Here is an 18,771-nt window from a genome sequence, read left to right as displayed (position 1 = left end):
GGAATTTATAGGAGGTGGCTCAGGAGTGTATGAAGTTTTAATTGCTCTCCGAATCGTAATTAGCTATAAGCTCATTAGCTTTGTCGAGTAGAGCCTGAGACTCATAGCCATCAGATTTCATATCTTTCAGCCAACCTTCAGTGATAAAGTTAACTTTAGATTTCCAGTTCGAAATCTCTGCTTCAGGTAAGGTATAAAATTCATTGCCTTGATCAATCGCTACTTGACGACCGACCTCCTCTGACTCATCAAAAAGTTCACCTATATGGGCGGCTAGCTTTAGTCCAGAATTATTATCAATCACTTTCTGCAAGTCTGCTGGAAGCCTTTCATAAGTATCTTTATTCATGGTAAATAGGAATACATTAGTATAAAGGCCGTGTTTACCCGGGATCTCAGTGTGGTGCTTAACCAGTTGATGGATTTTTAATGGCTTAACAACCTCAAAAGGCATTGATGCAATATCTAGAACACCTTTGGAAAGTGCACTAGGTATCTGTGGACCAGGCATAAAAACTGAGTTCGCTCCCAGTTTAGAAAATACATCTGCCATGATCTTGTTTGGCGCTCGCAATGTCATGCCTTTAAGGTCTTTAGCTGTATGAATGGCTTTCTCTCGTGAATGCAAGGATCCTGGTGCGTGTGCATGCATTGCAAGTAGATGAACATCTTTAAGCTCATCGCTCATCTCTTGTTCAGCGAAGTCTTGGATAGCCATACTCATTGGTTTTGCTTTACTTGCTATAAAGGGCAATTCAAACACGGTGGCTTTAGGGAAACGTCCAGGGGTGTACCCACAGATAGTCCAAGAGATATCGACGATACCTTTTCGAACTTGATCGAATAATGCAGGTGGCTTCCCCCAAGCTGCATTGAGGGATATACGTCGATTCTTATACGACCATTAGACTCTTTCATAACCTTATCAGCCCAAGGCTTCAGGAATTGAGAGTGAGCCATCGAGAGAGGGGGAAGAAAGTGATGCAATTTTAATCTGTACTCTGCATCTGCAGACATTGCACTGCTGGAACCCGCGACCAGCAGACATACAACAAGTGGTTTCCTGACATACGTTACAATATTCATATTTTATCCTTTAGGTTAGTTATTATTTTAGAGGCATTCTGACTGAAAATACATTTACACACAAACTGTTTTAATTCTCAACAGTTATTTAACTCAACCATAAAGCTTTGCGTTTATTAGACTTTTCCTAGAAAAATAACGGTAAGCGTAGACTGCTTACACCCTAGATCGCTTCGGTTACCTGAGAGTCATTGAGATTGATATTCCAAGGCAGCAGACTTTCAATATCTGTGGTCTTGGTTGCGTATTTCGGAGCATTCCGAACAGCCATTTCGGTATGACCCGAACACCTATTTCGGTTTAATCCGAACGCACATTCCGCGATTATCCGAACACTTTTAAGCGAACTCCGAAATCAGCGTTCGGAATAGCGAAAACCGCGTTCGGAATGCCCGAAATCCTTCCTTTTTCTCTTTTAAATCAATAGCTCGCTATTCTTTACTTCTTAAAAAAGAACGTAAGGAAGCGACAATGGCTAAAAAGAGAACGCCAATGAACAAAATCAAAGAGGTATTACGCCTTAAGTACGAGTGTGGGTTGTCCTACCGTAGTATTGCCAGTTGTCTCAATGTCAGTCTTGCAACAGTCTCAGAACTTGTCGCTCGCTTTAAGCAAAGTCAGATAGGCTGGCCTCTCCCAGAAGGTTGCAGTGATACAGACCTTACTAAAGCTCTTTATCATTCGAAGAAAGCCAGTCGACACAAGGTCATGCCAGACTTCGCTCAGTACGCTGTCGAACTCAAGCGTAAAGGCATGACAAAGATGTTGTTGTGGCAGGAATACCATGAGCAATATCAAGAGCAGGCTTACGCTTACACTCAGTTCTGCGAGCACTTCACTCGCTGGTTCAAAACCCAAAAGCGCAGCATGCGTCAGCTCCATGTTGCAGGTGACAAGCTGTTTATCGATTACTGTGGGCCTCGGCTTCAAGTCGTCAACCCTGATACAGGTGAAGTGCGCGAAGCCGAAGTGTTCGTAGCGACCTTAGGCGCGTCAAATTACACCTATGTTGAAGCCTTCCCTAGTCAAGGTAAGTCTTACTGGTTAGAGGCGCATGCGAATGTGTTCGAACACTTCGGCGGTGTACCACAGCTCTTGGTTCCCGATAACCTGCGTAGCGCGGTCACCAAAGCTAATCGCTATGAGCCGAGACTTAATGACAGCTATCAAAAACTGGCAAATCACTATCAAACTGCTGTGATGCCTGCTCGCCCCTACAAACCGAAAGACAAAGCCAAGGCAGAGAATGCCGTGCTCCTAGTGGAACGTTGGATCATGATGCGGCTACGACACCAAACCTTCCATACCTTCAAAGAGCTGAACTTGGCCATCCGTGAGCTTATGAATGACTTAAATCAACGTGAGATGAAACAGTATGGTGCAAGTCGTAAAGCGCTGTTCGACAAACTCGATAAACCTGCATTGAAGCCACTGCCTAAGCAGCGATACCTATATACCGAAACCAAACGAGCCAAAGTGGGGCCTGATTATCACATCGAATATCGCCGCCATTACTACTCGGTTCCTCATCAGCTTGTTGGCCATCATGTCGAACTGGAAGCTTCCAACCGTTTGGTGCAAATCTACCATCAAGGTAACTTGGTCGCTCAGCACCCACGTAGCCAAAGGGAGCACGGAAACAGCACTCAACCAGAGCACATGCCGAGTCATCATCAACATCAAAAGTGGTCGCCTGGACGCTTACTCAACTGGGGAGCCAATATCGGCCCAGCCACACGAGAAGTTGTCAATAAGATGCTTAACTCCAAGCCTCATCCAGAGCAGTCTTATCGTTCTTGTCTGGGGTTACTCAACCTAAGCAAAGCCCATGGTGAATCGCGCCTAGAGCAAGCCTGTAAAGATGCACTGATGCTGACAAAACCCAATTACACCTTCGTCAACAATCTACTCAAGAACAATCGTGAAGGGCAACTGAGTAAAGACAAAGCGAATACGCCGAACCTTGTTCACAGCAATGTTCGAGGCCCGACCTGTTATCACTAGGAGAAAAGATATGAACGCACTTAATGATCAACTCAAAAGCCTCCGCTTGAGCCATGCGGCGAAAGCGTTAGAGCAGCAACAAGAGCAACTGACCACTTACGCAGAGCTGAACTTCGAGGAGCGGTTAAGCTTGCTTCTGGAAAGCGAGATCTTGAACCGTAATCAGAGCAAAATACAACGCTTAAAACGACAAGCTAAGCTGAGAGTGGATGCGCAACCGAGTCAACTCATCTACAAGGAGGGACGAAACCTCAATCGCAAACAGATGAGCGAACTTCTGACGGGGAGTTATCTGCACAAGCACCAGAATATCTTGATTACAGGCCCAACAGGTGCAGGAAAAACCTATCTTGGTTGCGCTCTGGCAACCAGCGCCTGCGACCAACAGCAAACCGTCAGATACTACCGCTTAACTCGCTTGCTTGATGATCTGACCGCAGGTCGTCTGGATGGTAGCTATCAAAAGCAACTTCAGTCTCTCGCTAAAAAAGCCCTGCTTATCCTAGACGACTGGGGGATGGAAAAACTGACTCAAGAGCATGCTGGTCACTTGTTAGAAGTGCTTGAAGACCGCTACCAAAACAGCAGCACAATCGTCATCAGTCAGTTACCTGTCAAGGAGTGGCACAACATGATCGGCAACGCCACCGTCGCAGACGCTCTAATGGATCGTCTAGTTCACAATAGTCATCGAATAGAACTGGGAGGAGAGTCAATGAGAAAACTGGCGCAATCCGAACACTTAGAGTAAAAATAGGGAAAGAGAAAAAGTGCTGGTTCAGGTGTTCGGAATAAACCGAAACAAGCGTTCGCAATCACCGAAATACGCAGCCAGGCATAGAGCCGCATTGATAAAGATTTGGTAGCACAGAAGACCTCAATTTAAGTCGTGATAGACCGGCTCTCTAGGTGTCTCTTCGATAAATAAAATGATTCGTTCGTGCAGAACAACTTTGTGCATCGATTATGAGGCAACTCTACACCTGAGCGCCGTTATTTTTCGGGAGGATTACCACTCGCCTTAACATTTTATCTTTTTTTGAACTTCACCTTTAGTTATGATGTCTATACTATAAGTGTTAAATTAAGTGTAAAGATGGTTAATCTCGTATGAGTGGATATTTCGAAAAAGCGCCGTTAGTTTATGTTGTAGGACGTATAAAGACTACCGAGTTAGCCCCGTTGTTAGCAGAGCAAGCTGTTCATTTACAGCAAGTTATGTCTCAAATGGACTTCATCTATGCGAGCGAAGACACTGTCACAAAACTAGAATTTAACATTTTACCAGAAGATGGTAACGCAGCCAAAACAACGCCACATGCAAGAAGGTGTTATCACTCGCCAGATAAGAGAAGCTCACTTGTAGTAGAACCTGATGCCATTGAGTATAGAACAACTGATTATCAGGGGTTTGATGACTTTATAAGTAGATTTAAATCCATACTTAGTCAGTTAAACCAAGCTTTTAACTTTTACCACAATGCATTGGTGCAAGAGGTCACTTTGTCTTATGTAGATGTTGTAGCTTCTTTTGATGAGCAATATAAGCTTAGTGATTTCTTTTGCAACTCCATTGTGCTACCACTAGAGAGTCAATCTCAGTATTATCAAAGTGATATAATTCAAATGGGTAAATTGGACTTTTCTAGAGTGATAGAACCCAACTTAAAGGTGTATGTGTCATTAGAGCAGTTGCCTATAAAAGCTGAAAAGTTGATACCTGATTTACTAATGGAAAGCAGCAAATCGTTTGGAATGCCAATTGCGTTGGAAAAAGCACTGGTAGAGAGTACTGACAATCATTATGCGCTACTAATGTCTCAGGCATCAACGTTACCATCAGAGAATACAAGGTTAGCTTCTTTTGACTTTGAGCTATTTGATAAAGTTCATATTCACAGTAAAGAGGTTTTTCTTAATATGTTAAATAGAGATGTTAGTGACAACGTCTGGGTATATAAGGAAAAGGTCTAATTATGAAAACCTACCATTTAGATAGTTCTGAATTTCAGAATATTGTTGTCTCTCGCACGTATAATAGCTATTTCAGCTATGATTCTGTCGATTTTGAGGAACATGAGGCTTCACAGTATAACCTAGTACGGAAAGTGAACCGAGTTTTTGAAAGCGCTATAAGTGACAAGCTCGTTCATATTTTGAAAGCTGTTGATGGTGTATACAGTTTAAGTATTGATTGTAGAGAATCGGCTGAAAATGTAGTTGACGAGTTAAAACAATACAGTGATGTTGTCGCTGTATCTGTTCCTGAAATGATTGCAACTATCAAAGATATTTTTGGTTTAAACCTTTCTCAACTTGCACGTATAGTCAATGTTTCAAGGCCTACGGTGTATAATCACTTGAAGGGAGAAGGCTTTGCCGACTGTTACGGTGAATTGTATGACATAGCTGTACAGGTGAGGCAGCATTATTCATCTGTGGGACGTGTATTGAAGTCAGTGAAAGTTAATGGAAAAACGTTACTTGGTCACTTACAGTCAGGACAATATGAACAAGCTTTGATGCTCGAATATGTTCATGAAGCGATGAAGAAACAGCCAGAGAAAGTGGTTAAGCAGATTCCTCACATTGAACAAGTAAAAAGAAACCTTTCTAGTCTCCGCTAGGATTACGAATGTCAGAAGTTGATAATATACATGATCAAATTAACGCTTTGGGTTTGTACCAAGGTGTTTGGTTGTCTTGTACCGATCTCGACGAAGAACTTAGATTGAACGTAGTATCTGCAAGAAGCGATATTTCTAGTAGAGATCTTCAAATAGAAGATACCGATATCCTTGTCTTAATTTCTCAAGATTGTGATTTATATAATCCTAATGTAACAACGGTGGATGTTGTCGTTGGTAAGCATAGAGCTACCAATAAGGGAAAACGTGACGTAAGATATCACAAAAGCAGAAACTATCAGCGCCTTGTTATGAAAATAGACCATGGCTATTGGGATTTTAATACATCCTCAATTAGCTCTGTAGATAAGGCGTTATTTATAAGTGCACTACAACGAAAAAAATTTAATAATGGTGAACTTAGTCCTCGTAACCAAGAGATTATCCTGACTTGGATTAGTTCTAAATATATACGTAAACCGTTCCCTGACGGCTTTAATAGAGCTTTCCTACCTTATATATGGAACAATACGGAAGGTTTTTCTGATCTGCTTGAAGAAAATCATGATCAAATCATAGATGTATATGCTTATGTTTATCCTGAAGATGAATATGCAAATTCTTACGATGTGGCTTTAGTGTTGTTGCTTGATTTGAGGTGTCCTCAGGACATTCAGGAGATGCTCGAAGAGAGACTTGCTATTCATTGCAAAAACCTACATGAGCAGTCATCTGAAGGAAAATCAAACTTAAATATGCTACAGCATGTAGACGATGCAGAAGGAGTACTCAATAACGTAAGTTATGCGCAATTTCCTTCAGATTTCTCCAAAGAAGATGAATTATCCATGAAAAGCCTCACGTTAAATTATTTGTGTTGGCCAGATGATGAATAGGCAAGTTATAAAGTGCGCAGAACAACTACTGTAACCGAGGATTATAAAGGCCCAGCAGTGCATCGGCTTACTCCCTGCGAACTAGAAGAGTTGCGTCAGGATATGGCAGAACCCTCAGTTTGGGGTAATCCCCCCCCTTTTTGAGCAGGCGTTAAAAGTAGAAGTTAAGCGACTATCAACGATGGACCCTGTAAATAATTCTGTGTAACTGCCAAGTTCAAATATAATCAGTTAAGCGGTCTTCAAATTCAATAATAAATCGATTCAATGCGGGCTTCCAGTTTCTGATGGGCATCGTCCATTTTTTGGAAGCATCCAGAATCGCCAGATAGATCACCTTTCGTGCGGAGTCATCCGTCGGAAACAGCTTCCTCTTCTTGATCGCCTTACGGATAACGCTGTTGAGAGACTCGATCGCGTTGGTCGTATAGATCGCTTTGCGTATGTCCTGAGGGTAATCGAACAAGGTGTTCAGATTTTCCCAGTGTGCACGCCAAGAGCGGCTAATCTGGGGGTATTTTTCGTCCCATCGATCAGCGAATTACTTCAGTGCCAGCAGGGCTTCCTCTTCCGTGACAAACTGATAGATTTGTTTGAGATCGGCGGCAACGGCTTTGCAGTCTTCCCATGAGACGTACTTAACCGAGTTGCGAACCATATGTACGATACCGAGCGGTGTTTAGGAAAGACCGTATTAATTGCTTCGGGAAATCCCTTCAGGCCATCGACACAATCCAAGACATCATCATATTTTGGTAATAACTAACATGCATATTGCCCAGCAATTTATATATAGAAAAAATACTGTTTTTACCGCTAGAATTATTAGGTTTAACAACATCTTCAATATAACCAAACTTAAGAAAATATTGCTATCCATACCTTTCCCTTTTTACTCACAAAGAAATAGACTAAAAAAACGACTTCGTGTCGGTTAGCGACCAAAAAGCGCCGGAGCAACTGTAGGTTAACGTTCCAGTCTATTTCGTGCCAATGCACATCTCATTAGAACTCTGTTAACCTGTCAAAAAACAGGCCGATTCGAGTAAAAGCGACCTAGCTATCAACACAATCATTACGATATACTCCAATAAGAAGGATATTTGGAGTACTCATATCGAAGACAATAACTTCGTTAATCTAAACAAACTTAGACTGAAAGGGAGAAATCAGGATGATAGCATTGCAAGTTAGGACAGAAATTGCGCTAAAAATCGTTAGTTTGACCTTAATAATTAGGGCTGGATGCTCAGAGAACAAAGTTAACCAGTCAATTATTAATAAAATTCAGAACCGCAAACAAAAATATCAAGAGCAGAGTTTTCTGAGAAATATTCTTCAGAAAAATAGGACAATACATATATAAATTTTTAGAAAGACAACCCTCTAAATTTAGATACTTTAGAGTCATCAAATTTCAAAAAATTAAATATATATTGAAATTTATTATTCTATTCTATTCTATTCTACATCAATGAAAATCATAAAAGGAATTTATGTAATGAATGACTCTATTTATAGCGTAAAGCTCACTGGGCGATTTACAAAAGACAGGAATCTATCAATCACCTTTGCCCAAAAAATATTTAAAAATAAAAGCAAGTCACTAACTTCTGATTACATTAATAGCAAACCCGTTATAAAAGAAAACATACCTTTAGCTAAAGCTGAAAAAATAAAAGCATTGTTAAACAAAAATGGGATAGATTGTGAAGTTATCAACAACACGTCAAGAAAAGAATATTCCAAGGATGGTATTTTAATAATAACTATATCTATATCACTTCTGCTCATATCGATTCTTATATCATCATGGGCACCTACTCTTGATTTTTTTTCAAACATAATTCACATATCAGAAATAGAAATAAAAATATACAAAATATCTGATTATAATTATTTAATACATTTTTCCATATATCTTAAATATTTAATGGTTTTTTATATATTATTAATTTCCTATGGAATACTTGTGTTGACGAATGTACTCACTAGCCCTAGAAAATATTTTTTAGCCTGCTTAAATAAATTCAGATAACGATAATTATCATATAACTTTAAGAAGGCTATATACGACTAACTGTGTGGAATTTTCAGAAGCCTAACATTAAAATTTAGACTATCTATACTGTATCGAAAACGAACACTGTCTGCCAGTTAAAATCCAACTTATTAAAGTTGGCATTATCAATGCCGTCTAATAGCGTCTCAGCCCGACTTTTAAGTGCTTATCAATTAATAACAATCTTAAAATTGACTCCTAAGCACTGTAATTCTTTTTCAATAAATAATTGTAGTGCATGACGGAAATAATTTATTTAGCGGTAATCCTCTCCTGTTTAGCAGGCGCTAAAAGTAGAAGTTGATTGACCATCAACTGTGGTTTACCACCTTTGGCTTTATGGGGTAACGCTTAATCACCTCTACCCGTTCGCGAAGCGGTTTGTTTAACATCGACACCGTGTACACATGTACGATGTAGATATACATCGACAGCCGTGTTAAATAACATCATATAACTGTTAAATGTCGTCACTTTGTTCAACAACTTCGCTTTTTGGTTATAGCTTATAGCTCGGATTAGCTTCCAAAAAACCTAGCTTATCCAGTCCCTCTCGCAAGCCTGTAGGGGTACTGTAATCAACGATATTACCGGCGATGTGCTGCGGTGCTTTGTTCAATAGCTTCGCTTTTTGATAGTGAGCTTCAATGACTTGAATCGAGTTACCACAATGCTCAGCGATGTCATTGTGGGTGATATTGGCTGCCAATTGGTTATTGATATAGGTATGTCGAGCACTGTAAGTCACATACTTGTCATGATGTAACTTGTCACTGACGTAATCCAAGTACTGCTGCCGACTAAAAATTCGCTCATAGGCCGGATAAGTGTCATAAACATAGCTTTTAAACACAAAGCGATCAGGGAAATTCTTAATCAAGTAATCCAAACGCTCTGTCGTTTTGAAGCCCATGAGCGTTTTACTCACATGCTCGATTGCCAGAACCGCCGTGGCATCAATCGCAATATCTCGATACTTATTTTTACTCGTTTGCGTCTTACCCTTGTGTAATCGAATCACATAGTAGTGATTGCCACTCTCTTTATCTAAATGCTTGGATATGTCCTTAAAAGCAATACCTTTAGGCTCTTCACCCGGCCTAACACCTGTGGATAACAAGAAGCTAAAGTAGTGCTGGAATGCTTCACGATAGTGCCTTGTTTGTTTCGTCCGACTGGCTTCAATAAAGCTCGGATAGTTATCCCGAAGCACTTTGAGGTCATGTTCACTGAATGGCTGAACATTATAATCAGGGTCTTTAATAACTATGTCAGTTGGCATGTCAGGTACGAGCATCGCGCTTACCAAACGCTTTTTCACTGCATAGGCAAAGACCTTACGAATACTGGTCTTTTGCATAACAATCCGAGACTTTGAACGCACGGTCGTTTGCTCGAAATACTCCATGAGCATGGGGTAATCGACATTCTTGATATTAGTATCACCAAAAAACTCAATGATGTGGTTTTGCAGTAAGGAGATATAGTCTTTGTATGTCGTATTTTTTAATGCGGGGTTATCGATAACGGCCTGCATCTCTGCAATTGCTTTGTTGGCGACGACTCTGAATGAAAGATCTGAATTCAAATCGAGGGAGTAGCCAGACTCAACTTTGCCCATCAACTTCAAGCGCTGTTCAGTAGCAAAGACTTTAGCGTCTTCAACATGCTCTTTTTTCGTTGAAAAGCGCTTTTCTTTAACCTTGCCATCCACATCGATTTTGATCCTAGCAGACCAAAACTTTGTTCTACTTTTCTGCCGATACACCGAGATGTACTCATTGACATACACCCAATCAGTATCTTTTGAGGGGGCTAAATCAGCATCCGAATCAGAGGATAAAACTTTGTTCAGATCCAGCTGAGACAGCAGCATCTGATACTGTTTTTCATCCATCCTAGTGACGAGTTGGATAAAATCCAATTTTTCCATACGAACACCATTCCTTTGCCAATCATATGTAGACAAACCTGTAGAGTTCACAATAATACCACCTAAGCCACTGAAACTTAAGTAGTAATTGTAAGCCAATTAGATTCAAAATCCCCCGCCCTTAAAAGCGTGCCGGTTCGAGTCCGGCCACTGGTACCACAAACGTAAATCATTTAGGCCTTGCTTCTTAGCAGGGCTTTTTTGTATCTGAAATTTGAATAAAAGGCATCGGGGATTCGCTTTCTATAAGATCTCTGCCCGCCCCTAAAAGCGTGCCGGTTCGAGTCCAGCCACTGGTACCACAAACGTAAATCATTTAAGCCTTGCTTCTTAGCAGGGCTTTTTTGTGTCTGTAACTTGAGTAATAGGCATCGGAGATTCGCTTTCTATAAGACCTTTGCCCGTCCTTAAAAGCGTGTCTATTCAAATCCGGCGCTAATACCACAAACGTAAATCATTTAAGCCTTGCTTCTTAGCAGGGCTTTTTTGTGTCTGTAATCTGAGTAAAAGGCATCAGGGATTCACTTTCTATAAGATCTCTGCCCGCCCCTAAAAGCGTGCCGGTTCGAGTCCGGCCACTGGTACCACAAACGTAAATCATTTAAGCCTTGCTTCTTAGCAGGGCTTTTTTGTGTCTGTAACTTGAGTAATAGGCATCGGAGATTCGCTTTCTATAAGACTTTTGCCCGACCTTAAAAACGCGCTGATTCAAGATCCTAAAGCCAAAACAATGAAGACACACTAAAATATCCATGTAGAGGCATGTAGAGAAGCGATATGCCGGTATGATCAAATAGGTAGTCATAACGGGTTCATAATATGTCCTTCACGGGCTTGGCGATTCATGCTCAGCCACCGAGTACACCTTCCTCACTTTAGGCCACCCGAGCAAACCCAGCTCCAAAGAACTAAACTCCCTTATACACCTCACATAAGAGGATGTGATCAAGCTCACCACCAGCGACAAACGTCCCCAAAAAAGCCCAAGGCTCGATGGACAAGTTGGTTCCATAGGCTCCCCCGGCAAGCAATTCTTTACCCTCTATGCTCTACCGATTTGCATCTAGTATTGAAGCTAACTATTCTGGGCCCGATATCGGTGGCCTGTCTGTTGTTGAAAGACACCAATGGTGACGACTGCCGCTGCCCAACATAGGTCGCCCTATCTTGCTGCTGGGGAATCAAAATAATAACGATGAGGATACACTCTTCATCAATAGCACCGATTTGTGCTGATGGAGTTGAATTCAAATGTATGCTGTCGCATGGATGTCGGGAACACTTTTCTCATTTTGCCTAATGGCCATTGGTGCCCGAGAATTAAGTGGTGAATTGTCAGTATTTCAAATCCTACTATGTCGTAGTGTAATCGGGCTACTCTGCATATCGGCCGTTATCGCGTTTTCCAGCCAAAAAATCAACCTGCGCACAGAACGATTAGGGCTCAACGTTTTTCGCAATATTTTCCACTTTGCCGGGCAGTACGGCTGGTTTTTAGGGATAGGCGCTCTTCCGTTAGCTGAGGTTTTTGCCCTTGAGTTCACAGTCCCTATATGGACATTGATTATCGCGGCTATTTTTCTCAAAGAAGAAGTTACGCTCACCAAAATCGTCTCGGTATTACTCGGGATGGCGGGGGTTTTAGTTATTGTTCAACCCGGCTATGCCATCGTTGATCCCGTATCATTAATAGTACTCGGTGCCGCTGTTTGTTATGCCATATCACATACGGCGACAAAGTCCTTAAGTGCCTCTGAATCGGCGATCTCTATCTTATTTTATATGTGCTTAATTCAGCTTCCCATTGGCCTATTCCTGTCTATTGGTAACTGGTCTTGGCCGGTTGGCTTGCAATGGCTGTGGTTGGTCATTATCGGCATGACTGCACTGTCTGCCCACTTTTGCATGGCGAAAGCGATGCAATATGCGGAAGTAACGAAGGTGATTACATTAGATTTTCTGAGACTTCCGTTAATCGCCCTTGTTGGCATTTCGCTCTATGCCGAGGCGTTTGAGATCTCATTAGTGTTAGGTGGCGCGCTGATGTTTATCGCTAACTTAGTCGTTCTGAGGCGTCGCAGGGTGCTTTGATAAAACGGCACAAGCCATCACGCAAAGCGAAAAGATAGCCACTAGATAGATTTAAAATAGATCTGGCTGATGAAAGGATGCCATTAAGGCTTACTTATCAGGTAGATCTTTTCAAACGATTATGCAGCCCTGTGGTGAATAGAATCATCTTTTGCTTAACGACAACAATATAAACGGCATCCGTTTCGCCGAGGCAGAGCTGTTGTAAAAAGAAGCCAAGCCGCTTCAGAAGGAAAGCTTTAACCTTAATTACTGGGCCTTAAATAGTGGAGCCTTGGTAAAACGGGGAAACAGGGATATCACTCGTTAAATAACAACCTCAGCCGCTACTCTGATTTATTGATAGCACTCAAATTAATATCGGGGGCCTACAGCCCCCGAAAGCTGAAAGCTTATCGATTAGCTTTAAAGTCGGTCCAGAGCCGTGTTGACACTCGGTCGATTTTCTTCGGCATCACCTTCAGCGAAAACAACTTGGCTTGCACCTCTTCACTTGGATAAATGGTTTCGTCACTGGTAATTGCGGTGTCGATTAACGGTAAGGATGCTTTATTACCATTCGCATAGGCAACATAGTTAGACACGCCAGCGATCACCTCGGCCTGAAGTAGGTAATCGAGTAGCTTATGCGCCTTATCGGGTTGGCTCGTATCTGAAGGGATCGCCAGCATATCAAACCAAACCGCAGTTCCCTCTTTCGGAATACTATAAGCCACCTTGACCCCGTTACCCGCTTCTTCTGCTCGAGTCGCCCCCTGCAGAATATCGCCAGACCAACCCACGGCAACACAGATATCACCATTGGCCAAATCATTGATATATTTTGAAGAGTGGAAGTAAGAGATACTCGGACGGATCGCTGACAGTAGCTGACCGAGCTCAGCATCACGACGATAATCGCCCTTTTCCATACTATTTGGATTCTTACCCAGATAGTTCAACGCGATCGGCAGTATTTCAGAGGGGGCATCCAGCAGAGCAACACCGCAGGAGGCAAGTTTCTCTAGATTTTCGGGTTTGAAAATCAGATCCCAACTATTCACCGGTGCATCATCTCCCAGCGCTTTTTTGACCTGGTCCACATTATAACCAATACCCGTCGTCCCCCACAGGTAAGGGATACCATAACGGTTACCCGGATCGACTTCACTCAACACTTTCATCAAGCCCGGGTCTAGGTTTTTATAATGGGGCAGCTTATCCCGATCAAGCTCTAGAAAAACGCCAGCCATAATTTGACGACCCAAAAACTGAGAGCCAGGCACAACCAGATCAAAGCCAGAACCACCCGCCATTAGCTTCGCTTCAAGCACCTCGTTACTATCAAACACATCATAGGTGACAGGTAAACCGCTCTCTTTTTCGAAATTAGACAGGGTGTCCGGGGCAATATAGTCAGACCAGTTATAGAACTTGATCGACTCGTTGGCCGAGGCGCTCATGGACACTGACATAGCTACAACAGCAGTAAGACTTAACTTCTTCAGATTCATGTGATGCTCCAATTAAGGTGCTTTCGATGTCACAATTTCAGCCGCTTCATCGTATAAGCTTGAACTCATTAAATGCCGTAAACGGCGCTTATCAGAGCCATATCGATTATATTTTTTATAATGGCTGCCCCGCTGATGTCGGCGGCAGCACTTAAGCTTCTCAAGTTGTCACAGTATGTTCTGCGATCAGGCAACGCTCAGTGTTACGATTTTAGATACCATCCCCAAGGCTTATCGCTGTTGTATTTGGTCACCTGTTTGGTTTCCAGGTAATTGTTTAATCCCCATTTGCCTAACTCGCGGCCAATTCCCGATTGCTTATAACCGCCCCAGGGCGCTTCGGTAAACGTTGGTTGAGAACAGTTAATCCAGACGATGCCCGCACGCAATTTGCGAGCAACTCGATCACACCGAGAGTCATCCTTCGACATCACCGCGGCCGCTAAACCAAAGCGAGAATCGTTAGCCATACGAACCGACTCAGCTTCGCTACTAAAGGGCTTTACGCAGACCACTGGGCCGAAGATTTCTTCCTGCCAAACTTCGCTCTCTTCAGCCATATCGATCAGCACGGTAGGCTGAACATAATAGCCCCGCGGCATTCCAGCCGGACGCTGACCACCACAGGCGATCTTAGCCCCCTCTTTCACCCCCTGAGCGATAGCCGCCAACACTTTCTGGTATTGCGCCTCACTCACTAACGGGCCAAGTAAGACCGCTTCATTGCCTGGCCCTATGGTGATCTTATTCGCTTCTTCAACCAACCGTTCGAGCAGTGGGGCGTACAGAGAATCTTCTACCAGAACACGAGAGGTCGCGGAACACACCTGTCCCTGATTCCAGAAGATACCAAACATAATCCATTCAACCGCCGCCTCAATATCACTATCGGCAAAGACAATAAACGGCGACTTGCCGCCTAGCTCTAAACTGATGTTTTTAACATCCTTAGCGGCCGCACGCATAATCGTCGAACCGGTGGGTACCGAGCCGGTAAACGCTAGTTTATCCACTCCAGGGTGCTCAGACAGAGCCCGCCCAGCATCGGCACCAAAACCGGTAACGACATTCAGCACACCCGCCGGCAGTTTCACATCATCAACGATGTCAGCCAAGACCAAGGCTGTCAGAGGCGTCACTTCCGACGGTTTTAACACCATGGTGCAACCCGCCGCTAACGCCGGAGCCACTTTCCATGCCGCCATCAATAACGGAAAATTCCACGGAATAATCGCGCCGGCAACCCCTAACGGTTCTTTTACTGCGATGGAACTGAAACTATCGTCCGAGAGTTCGATCGTCTCATCAGCATCATCAAGCCCTTCAGCCAAATCGGCGTAAAAGTTAAAGGTGCCCACCGCGTCATCAATATCCCATTCGGCTTCAGGCTGAGGCTTACCATTATCCAGCACTTCAAGTCGAACAATCTCATCCTTGCGCTGCTCAATTTGGGTGGCTATCTGGCGTAAAAATACCGCCCGCTGCGCACCACTCATCATCGGCCAAGGACCATTATCAAAAGCATCACGAGCAGCCTTAACCGCCGCGTCTACATCTTCGGCATTAGCGGCCGCAACCGAATCAAAGACCTCCTCTGTCGCCGGATTGACCACTGGGATAGTCTTAGAGGATGTCGATTTAACCCATTTACCACCAATATAAAGCTGCTTACTCATACACGCACCCTACTCTCAATTCACATACATCAAGGTTATCCATTAAAAAATCAGACCGTCGATGTCACTAACGTCTCTTCCACTAGTTCGCTTGCCTCAGCAATCACCTTGTAAAGAATCGCCGCCATCTCGCTGATCTCTTTGCGCCCTGCGACCAAAGGTGGCGATAGCTGAATAACCGGCTCGCCTCTATCATCGGTACGGCACATCAACCCCTCTTCATAGAGTCTTGGCGAGAGGAATTTAAACAACACATTTTCAGATTCTTCTGCCGAAAAATGCTCTTTAGTCTGCTTATTTTTAACCAGCTCGATACCGTAAAAATAGCCTGCCCCTCGGACATCACCCACAATAGGCAACTCGAGTAACTTATCTAACTCACTCTTAAAGAACGCTTCATTTTCACGCACATTAGCTAACACATTTTCAGCTTCAAATGCATCCAAAGACGCTAACGCAGCGGCACAAGCGACCGGATGTCCGCCGAAGGTAGAACCATGTAGAAACAGTTTCTCTTCATCTTCGAGGAACGGCTGCATCAAGAAATCACGGCAGATCATTGCGCCCATCGGTACAAAACCACTGGTTAATCCCTTAGCACAGGTAATGATATCGGGCATATAATCAAAGCGCTCACAGCCAAACATATAGCCGAGTCGACCGAACGCACAGATAACCTCATCAGAGACCAACAGCACGCCGTACTTATCGCAGACTTTCCTGACTTCCTGAAAATAACCGTCAGGTGGGACAATACAGCCACCCACATTTTGTATGGGTTCCAAAAAGACAGCGGCAACGGTTTCCGGCCCTTCAATCTCAATGGCACGTTCGATATCCAAGGCGCATTTTTTCGCATAAGAAAGCTGACTGTCATTAAACTCGACACCATTGCAACGATATTGATCGGTATTCTCGACATGGCGAGCACCCGGCACCAACGGCTCGAACACATTCTTAATTCCAGTAGCACCATTAATCGACAATGCCCCTAGGCTAGTCCCATGGTATGCCAAGTTTCGCGAGATCACTTTATAGCGCCGCGGCTGTCCAATTTCGGCAAAGTACTGGCGAGCTAGTTTCCATGCAGCTTCTACGGATTCGCCACCGCCACTGGTGAAGAAAACCCGATTTAAATCCCCCGGAGCCATATCCGCAATCCGCGATGCCAATTCAATGGCTGAGGGGTGGGCATAACACCAGATTGGGAAAAAGCCCAACTTCTCTGTTTGCTCTGCCACCGCTTTAGCAATATCTTTACGGCCATGACCTAACTGCGATGTAAACAGCCCCGCTAAGCCATCAAGATATTTACGGCCTTGAGTATCATAGACATAGCAGCCTTCGCCATGAGTGATAATGGGAATCTCTCGATTTTGATAAAACCCCATACGGGTAAAGTGCATCCATAGATGGTCTTTTGCTTTCTGCTGTAACAGCTCGTCGTTCATAACATTCATAACGTCACCCTAAGTATCACCACCGGTAAAGATGAGTGGTGTGATTTGACTTTCAGTGTAACGAGAGCACGAAAGGTTCTATATACCCCACCTTGGTTACAGTAAAAGCTGGTTTAAAGCGTTACTCGGGCTAAAAAAATTAGTGTGGAATTTACCGATACAGAAAAGCACCCCTGTGGAGAGCATTAGCGGCACACGCCTCGATAAAGGCTAGCTGTTTGACTTTGAGATGCCCTTAACGTAGCGTCAGATGCTATATGCCGGGCATCAACAAGATGCATAAATAGTGACAAGCGAGCGGTTTATTCCGTCTAGAAGAGCCCATGACATCCCTTTCTCTTTCATCAACACCCAGCTTCGCCGAGTGGAACAAACAGTTAGCTAAATTGGTGAAAACACTGGGAGATGATGCATTTTTCCCCTGTTTAATCGACGTACTCAGGCAGTCTGTACAAATTGACTACCCTCAAGTATGGCTTTATCGGCGTCAAAAACTACCCAAAGCCCTCTATTTTGAGGTCAGCCGAGAAGAGCGCGCAGCACAAATTGATACCTATATAGACGGTTCATACCAGCTAGATCCTTTTTATCTGGCCGCACTCATCAACCAGCAATCGCCCGGCTTATATCGCATTACCGAGTTAAGTGCTAAAGGCTTTCAACAAAGCGAATATTACCGCAGCTATTACGCCCAATGTGATACCGCCGATGAGATTGTCTATATCATCGAGATCGATCAAGATACCTATTTACAGATATCGCTAATGCGCAAAAAAAGCTCCTCAAAATTTAGCGAGCAAGCCTTAGCATTTCTGCGCAGTGTCGAACCGATTATTAGAGAATTAAGTTTACATCAGTGGGCTTTTTTAAAGCTGTCTCGGCAAGAAGAGCAAGACTTAAAAGTGATGCCCGGTTTTGAAAAAAGCGTTAACTTAGCTTTTGATCTGTTTGGCCGCTCATGCTTAACCGGTCGCGAAAAAGATGTCTTAGGTCTCACCCTACAGGGCTATAGCACCCAAGCCTGTGCTGAACAGCTCAACATATCGATCGAAACGCTACGGCGGCATCGTAAAAACATCTATGCCAAGCTAGACATTAACTCTCAAGCCGAGCTGTTTTCACTGTTCCTTAACTCGCTTGGCTGTCTCGAACAGGAACCCAACAAAGACCCCCTCGAGATCTACATGAACAAACCATCAAAGTAGGAAAAAAGTAGATGGTTATCTTCTTTTACGCCCCGGAATACCGTTATATAAGTATTTAGGGGCTCTTTTAACCGGCCTTAATTTCTAAGCAATCAACAATTAAAAACGGTGCTTTTATGACCGTTGATATCGCCGTTTTGTGATTAGTCGGCAGCTCATATGACAGGAAAATTCTACCTATATAATCATCTCAACATGAACATAAACACCGTTGCGTTAGCCCCTTTCAGCGAATACT

At 43.3% G+C, this 18,771-nt stretch carries 13 protein-coding genes and 1 pseudogene; 8 read left to right on the top strand and 6 right to left on the bottom strand.

Annotated features, from left to right (window positions below; all coding sequences use genetic code 11):
• Positions 1 to 37 precede the first annotated feature (37 nt).
• A complete protein-coding gene (locus tag AC0L4K_RS00955) occupies positions 38 to 814 on the bottom strand; it encodes a TRAP transporter substrate-binding protein (RefSeq protein ID WP_473269187.1) in 777 nt (258 codons plus the stop codon).
• Positions 815 to 1,557: 743 nt separating this feature from the next.
• Between AC0L4K_RS00955 and istA the strand changes: the two genes are divergently transcribed.
• From istA to AC0L4K_RS00930, 5 genes are all read left to right on the top strand, one after another.
• On the top strand, positions 1,558 to 3,090 hold the full coding sequence (gene istA, locus AC0L4K_RS00950) for an IS21 family transposase (RefSeq protein WP_473267329.1): 1,533 nt from the start codon (positions 1,558 to 1,560) through the stop codon (positions 3,088 to 3,090).
• Positions 3,091 to 3,100: 10 nt separating this feature from the next.
• On the top strand, positions 3,101 to 3,841 hold the full coding sequence (gene istB / locus AC0L4K_RS00945) for an IS21-like element ISVch3 family helper ATPase IstB (RefSeq protein ID WP_473267100.1): 741 nt from the start codon (positions 3,101 to 3,103) through the stop codon (positions 3,839 to 3,841).
• A 359-nt stretch (positions 3,842 to 4,200) separates the two neighbouring features.
• Complete coding sequence (locus AC0L4K_RS00940; protein ID WP_473267928.1) at positions 4,201 to 5,064, top strand: TIGR04255 family protein; 864 nt, start codon at positions 4,201 to 4,203, stop codon at positions 5,062 to 5,064.
• Positions 5,065 to 5,066: 2 nt separating this feature from the next.
• Positions 5,067 to 5,717: a hypothetical protein gene (locus tag AC0L4K_RS00935; protein WP_473267927.1), complete on the top strand. Its 651-nt coding sequence runs from the start codon at positions 5,067 to 5,069 to the stop codon at positions 5,715 to 5,717.
• 8 nt (positions 5,718 to 5,725) lie between these two features.
• Complete coding sequence (locus AC0L4K_RS00930; protein WP_473267926.1) at positions 5,726 to 6,613, top strand: hypothetical protein; 888 nt, start codon at positions 5,726 to 5,728, stop codon at positions 6,611 to 6,613.
• A 217-nt stretch (positions 6,614 to 6,830) separates the two neighbouring features.
• On the opposite strand, the pseudogene AC0L4K_RS00925 reads toward AC0L4K_RS00930, so the two are convergent.
• Positions 6,831 to 7,360, bottom strand: a pseudogene (locus AC0L4K_RS00925) (IS256 family transposase); the annotation flags it as partial.
• Positions 7,361 to 8,114: 754 nt separating this feature from the next.
• Between AC0L4K_RS00925 and AC0L4K_RS00920 the strand changes: the two are divergent.
• Positions 8,115 to 8,651, top strand: coding sequence for a hypothetical protein (locus AC0L4K_RS00920; protein ID WP_473267925.1), 537 nt, complete (start codon positions 8,115 to 8,117; stop codon positions 8,649 to 8,651).
• Positions 8,652 to 9,174: 523 nt separating this feature from the next.
• On the opposite strand, the gene AC0L4K_RS00915 is transcribed toward AC0L4K_RS00920, so the two are convergent.
• Positions 9,175 to 10,608 carry a hypothetical protein gene (locus AC0L4K_RS00915; protein ID WP_473267924.1) on the bottom strand — a complete coding sequence of 478 codons (1,434 nt, stop codon included), beginning with the start codon at positions 10,606 to 10,608 and terminating at the stop codon, positions 9,175 to 9,177.
• Between the two features lie 1,251 nt (positions 10,609 to 11,859).
• Here AC0L4K_RS00915 and AC0L4K_RS00910 point away from each other — a divergent pair.
• Positions 11,860 to 12,699: a DMT family transporter gene (locus tag AC0L4K_RS00910; RefSeq protein WP_473267923.1), complete on the top strand. Its 840-nt coding sequence runs from the start codon at positions 11,860 to 11,862 to the stop codon at positions 12,697 to 12,699.
• Between the two features lie 392 nt (positions 12,700 to 13,091).
• On the opposite strand, the gene AC0L4K_RS00905 is transcribed toward AC0L4K_RS00910, so the two are convergent.
• The 3 genes from AC0L4K_RS00905 to AC0L4K_RS00895 form a co-directional block, all read right to left on the bottom strand.
• Complete coding sequence (locus AC0L4K_RS00905; RefSeq protein ID WP_473267922.1) at positions 13,092 to 14,192, bottom strand: extracellular solute-binding protein; 1,101 nt, start codon at positions 14,190 to 14,192, stop codon at positions 13,092 to 13,094.
• A gap of 203 nt (positions 14,193 to 14,395) precedes the next feature.
• On the bottom strand, positions 14,396 to 15,868 hold the full coding sequence (locus AC0L4K_RS00900; protein ID WP_473267921.1) for an aldehyde dehydrogenase family protein: 1,473 nt from the start codon (positions 15,866 to 15,868) through the stop codon (positions 14,396 to 14,398).
• A 50-nt stretch (positions 15,869 to 15,918) separates the two neighbouring features.
• Positions 15,919 to 17,328: an aspartate aminotransferase family protein gene (locus AC0L4K_RS00895; RefSeq protein WP_473267920.1), complete on the bottom strand. Its 1,410-nt coding sequence runs from the start codon at positions 17,326 to 17,328 to the stop codon at positions 15,919 to 15,921.
• 323 nt (positions 17,329 to 17,651) lie between these two features.
• Here AC0L4K_RS00895 and AC0L4K_RS00890 point away from each other — a divergent pair, with 323 nt between their 5' ends.
• Positions 17,652 to 18,533: a helix-turn-helix transcriptional regulator gene (locus AC0L4K_RS00890; RefSeq protein ID WP_473267919.1), complete on the top strand. Its 882-nt coding sequence runs from the start codon at positions 17,652 to 17,654 to the stop codon at positions 18,531 to 18,533.
• The last annotated feature ends 238 nt before the right edge of the window (positions 18,534 to 18,771 follow it).

This window comes from Amphritea sp. GJ51-11, assembly GCF_055808735.1.
Note: the sequence above shows the minus strand (reverse complement) of the source record. Positions and strands in the feature narration are given on the sequence as shown.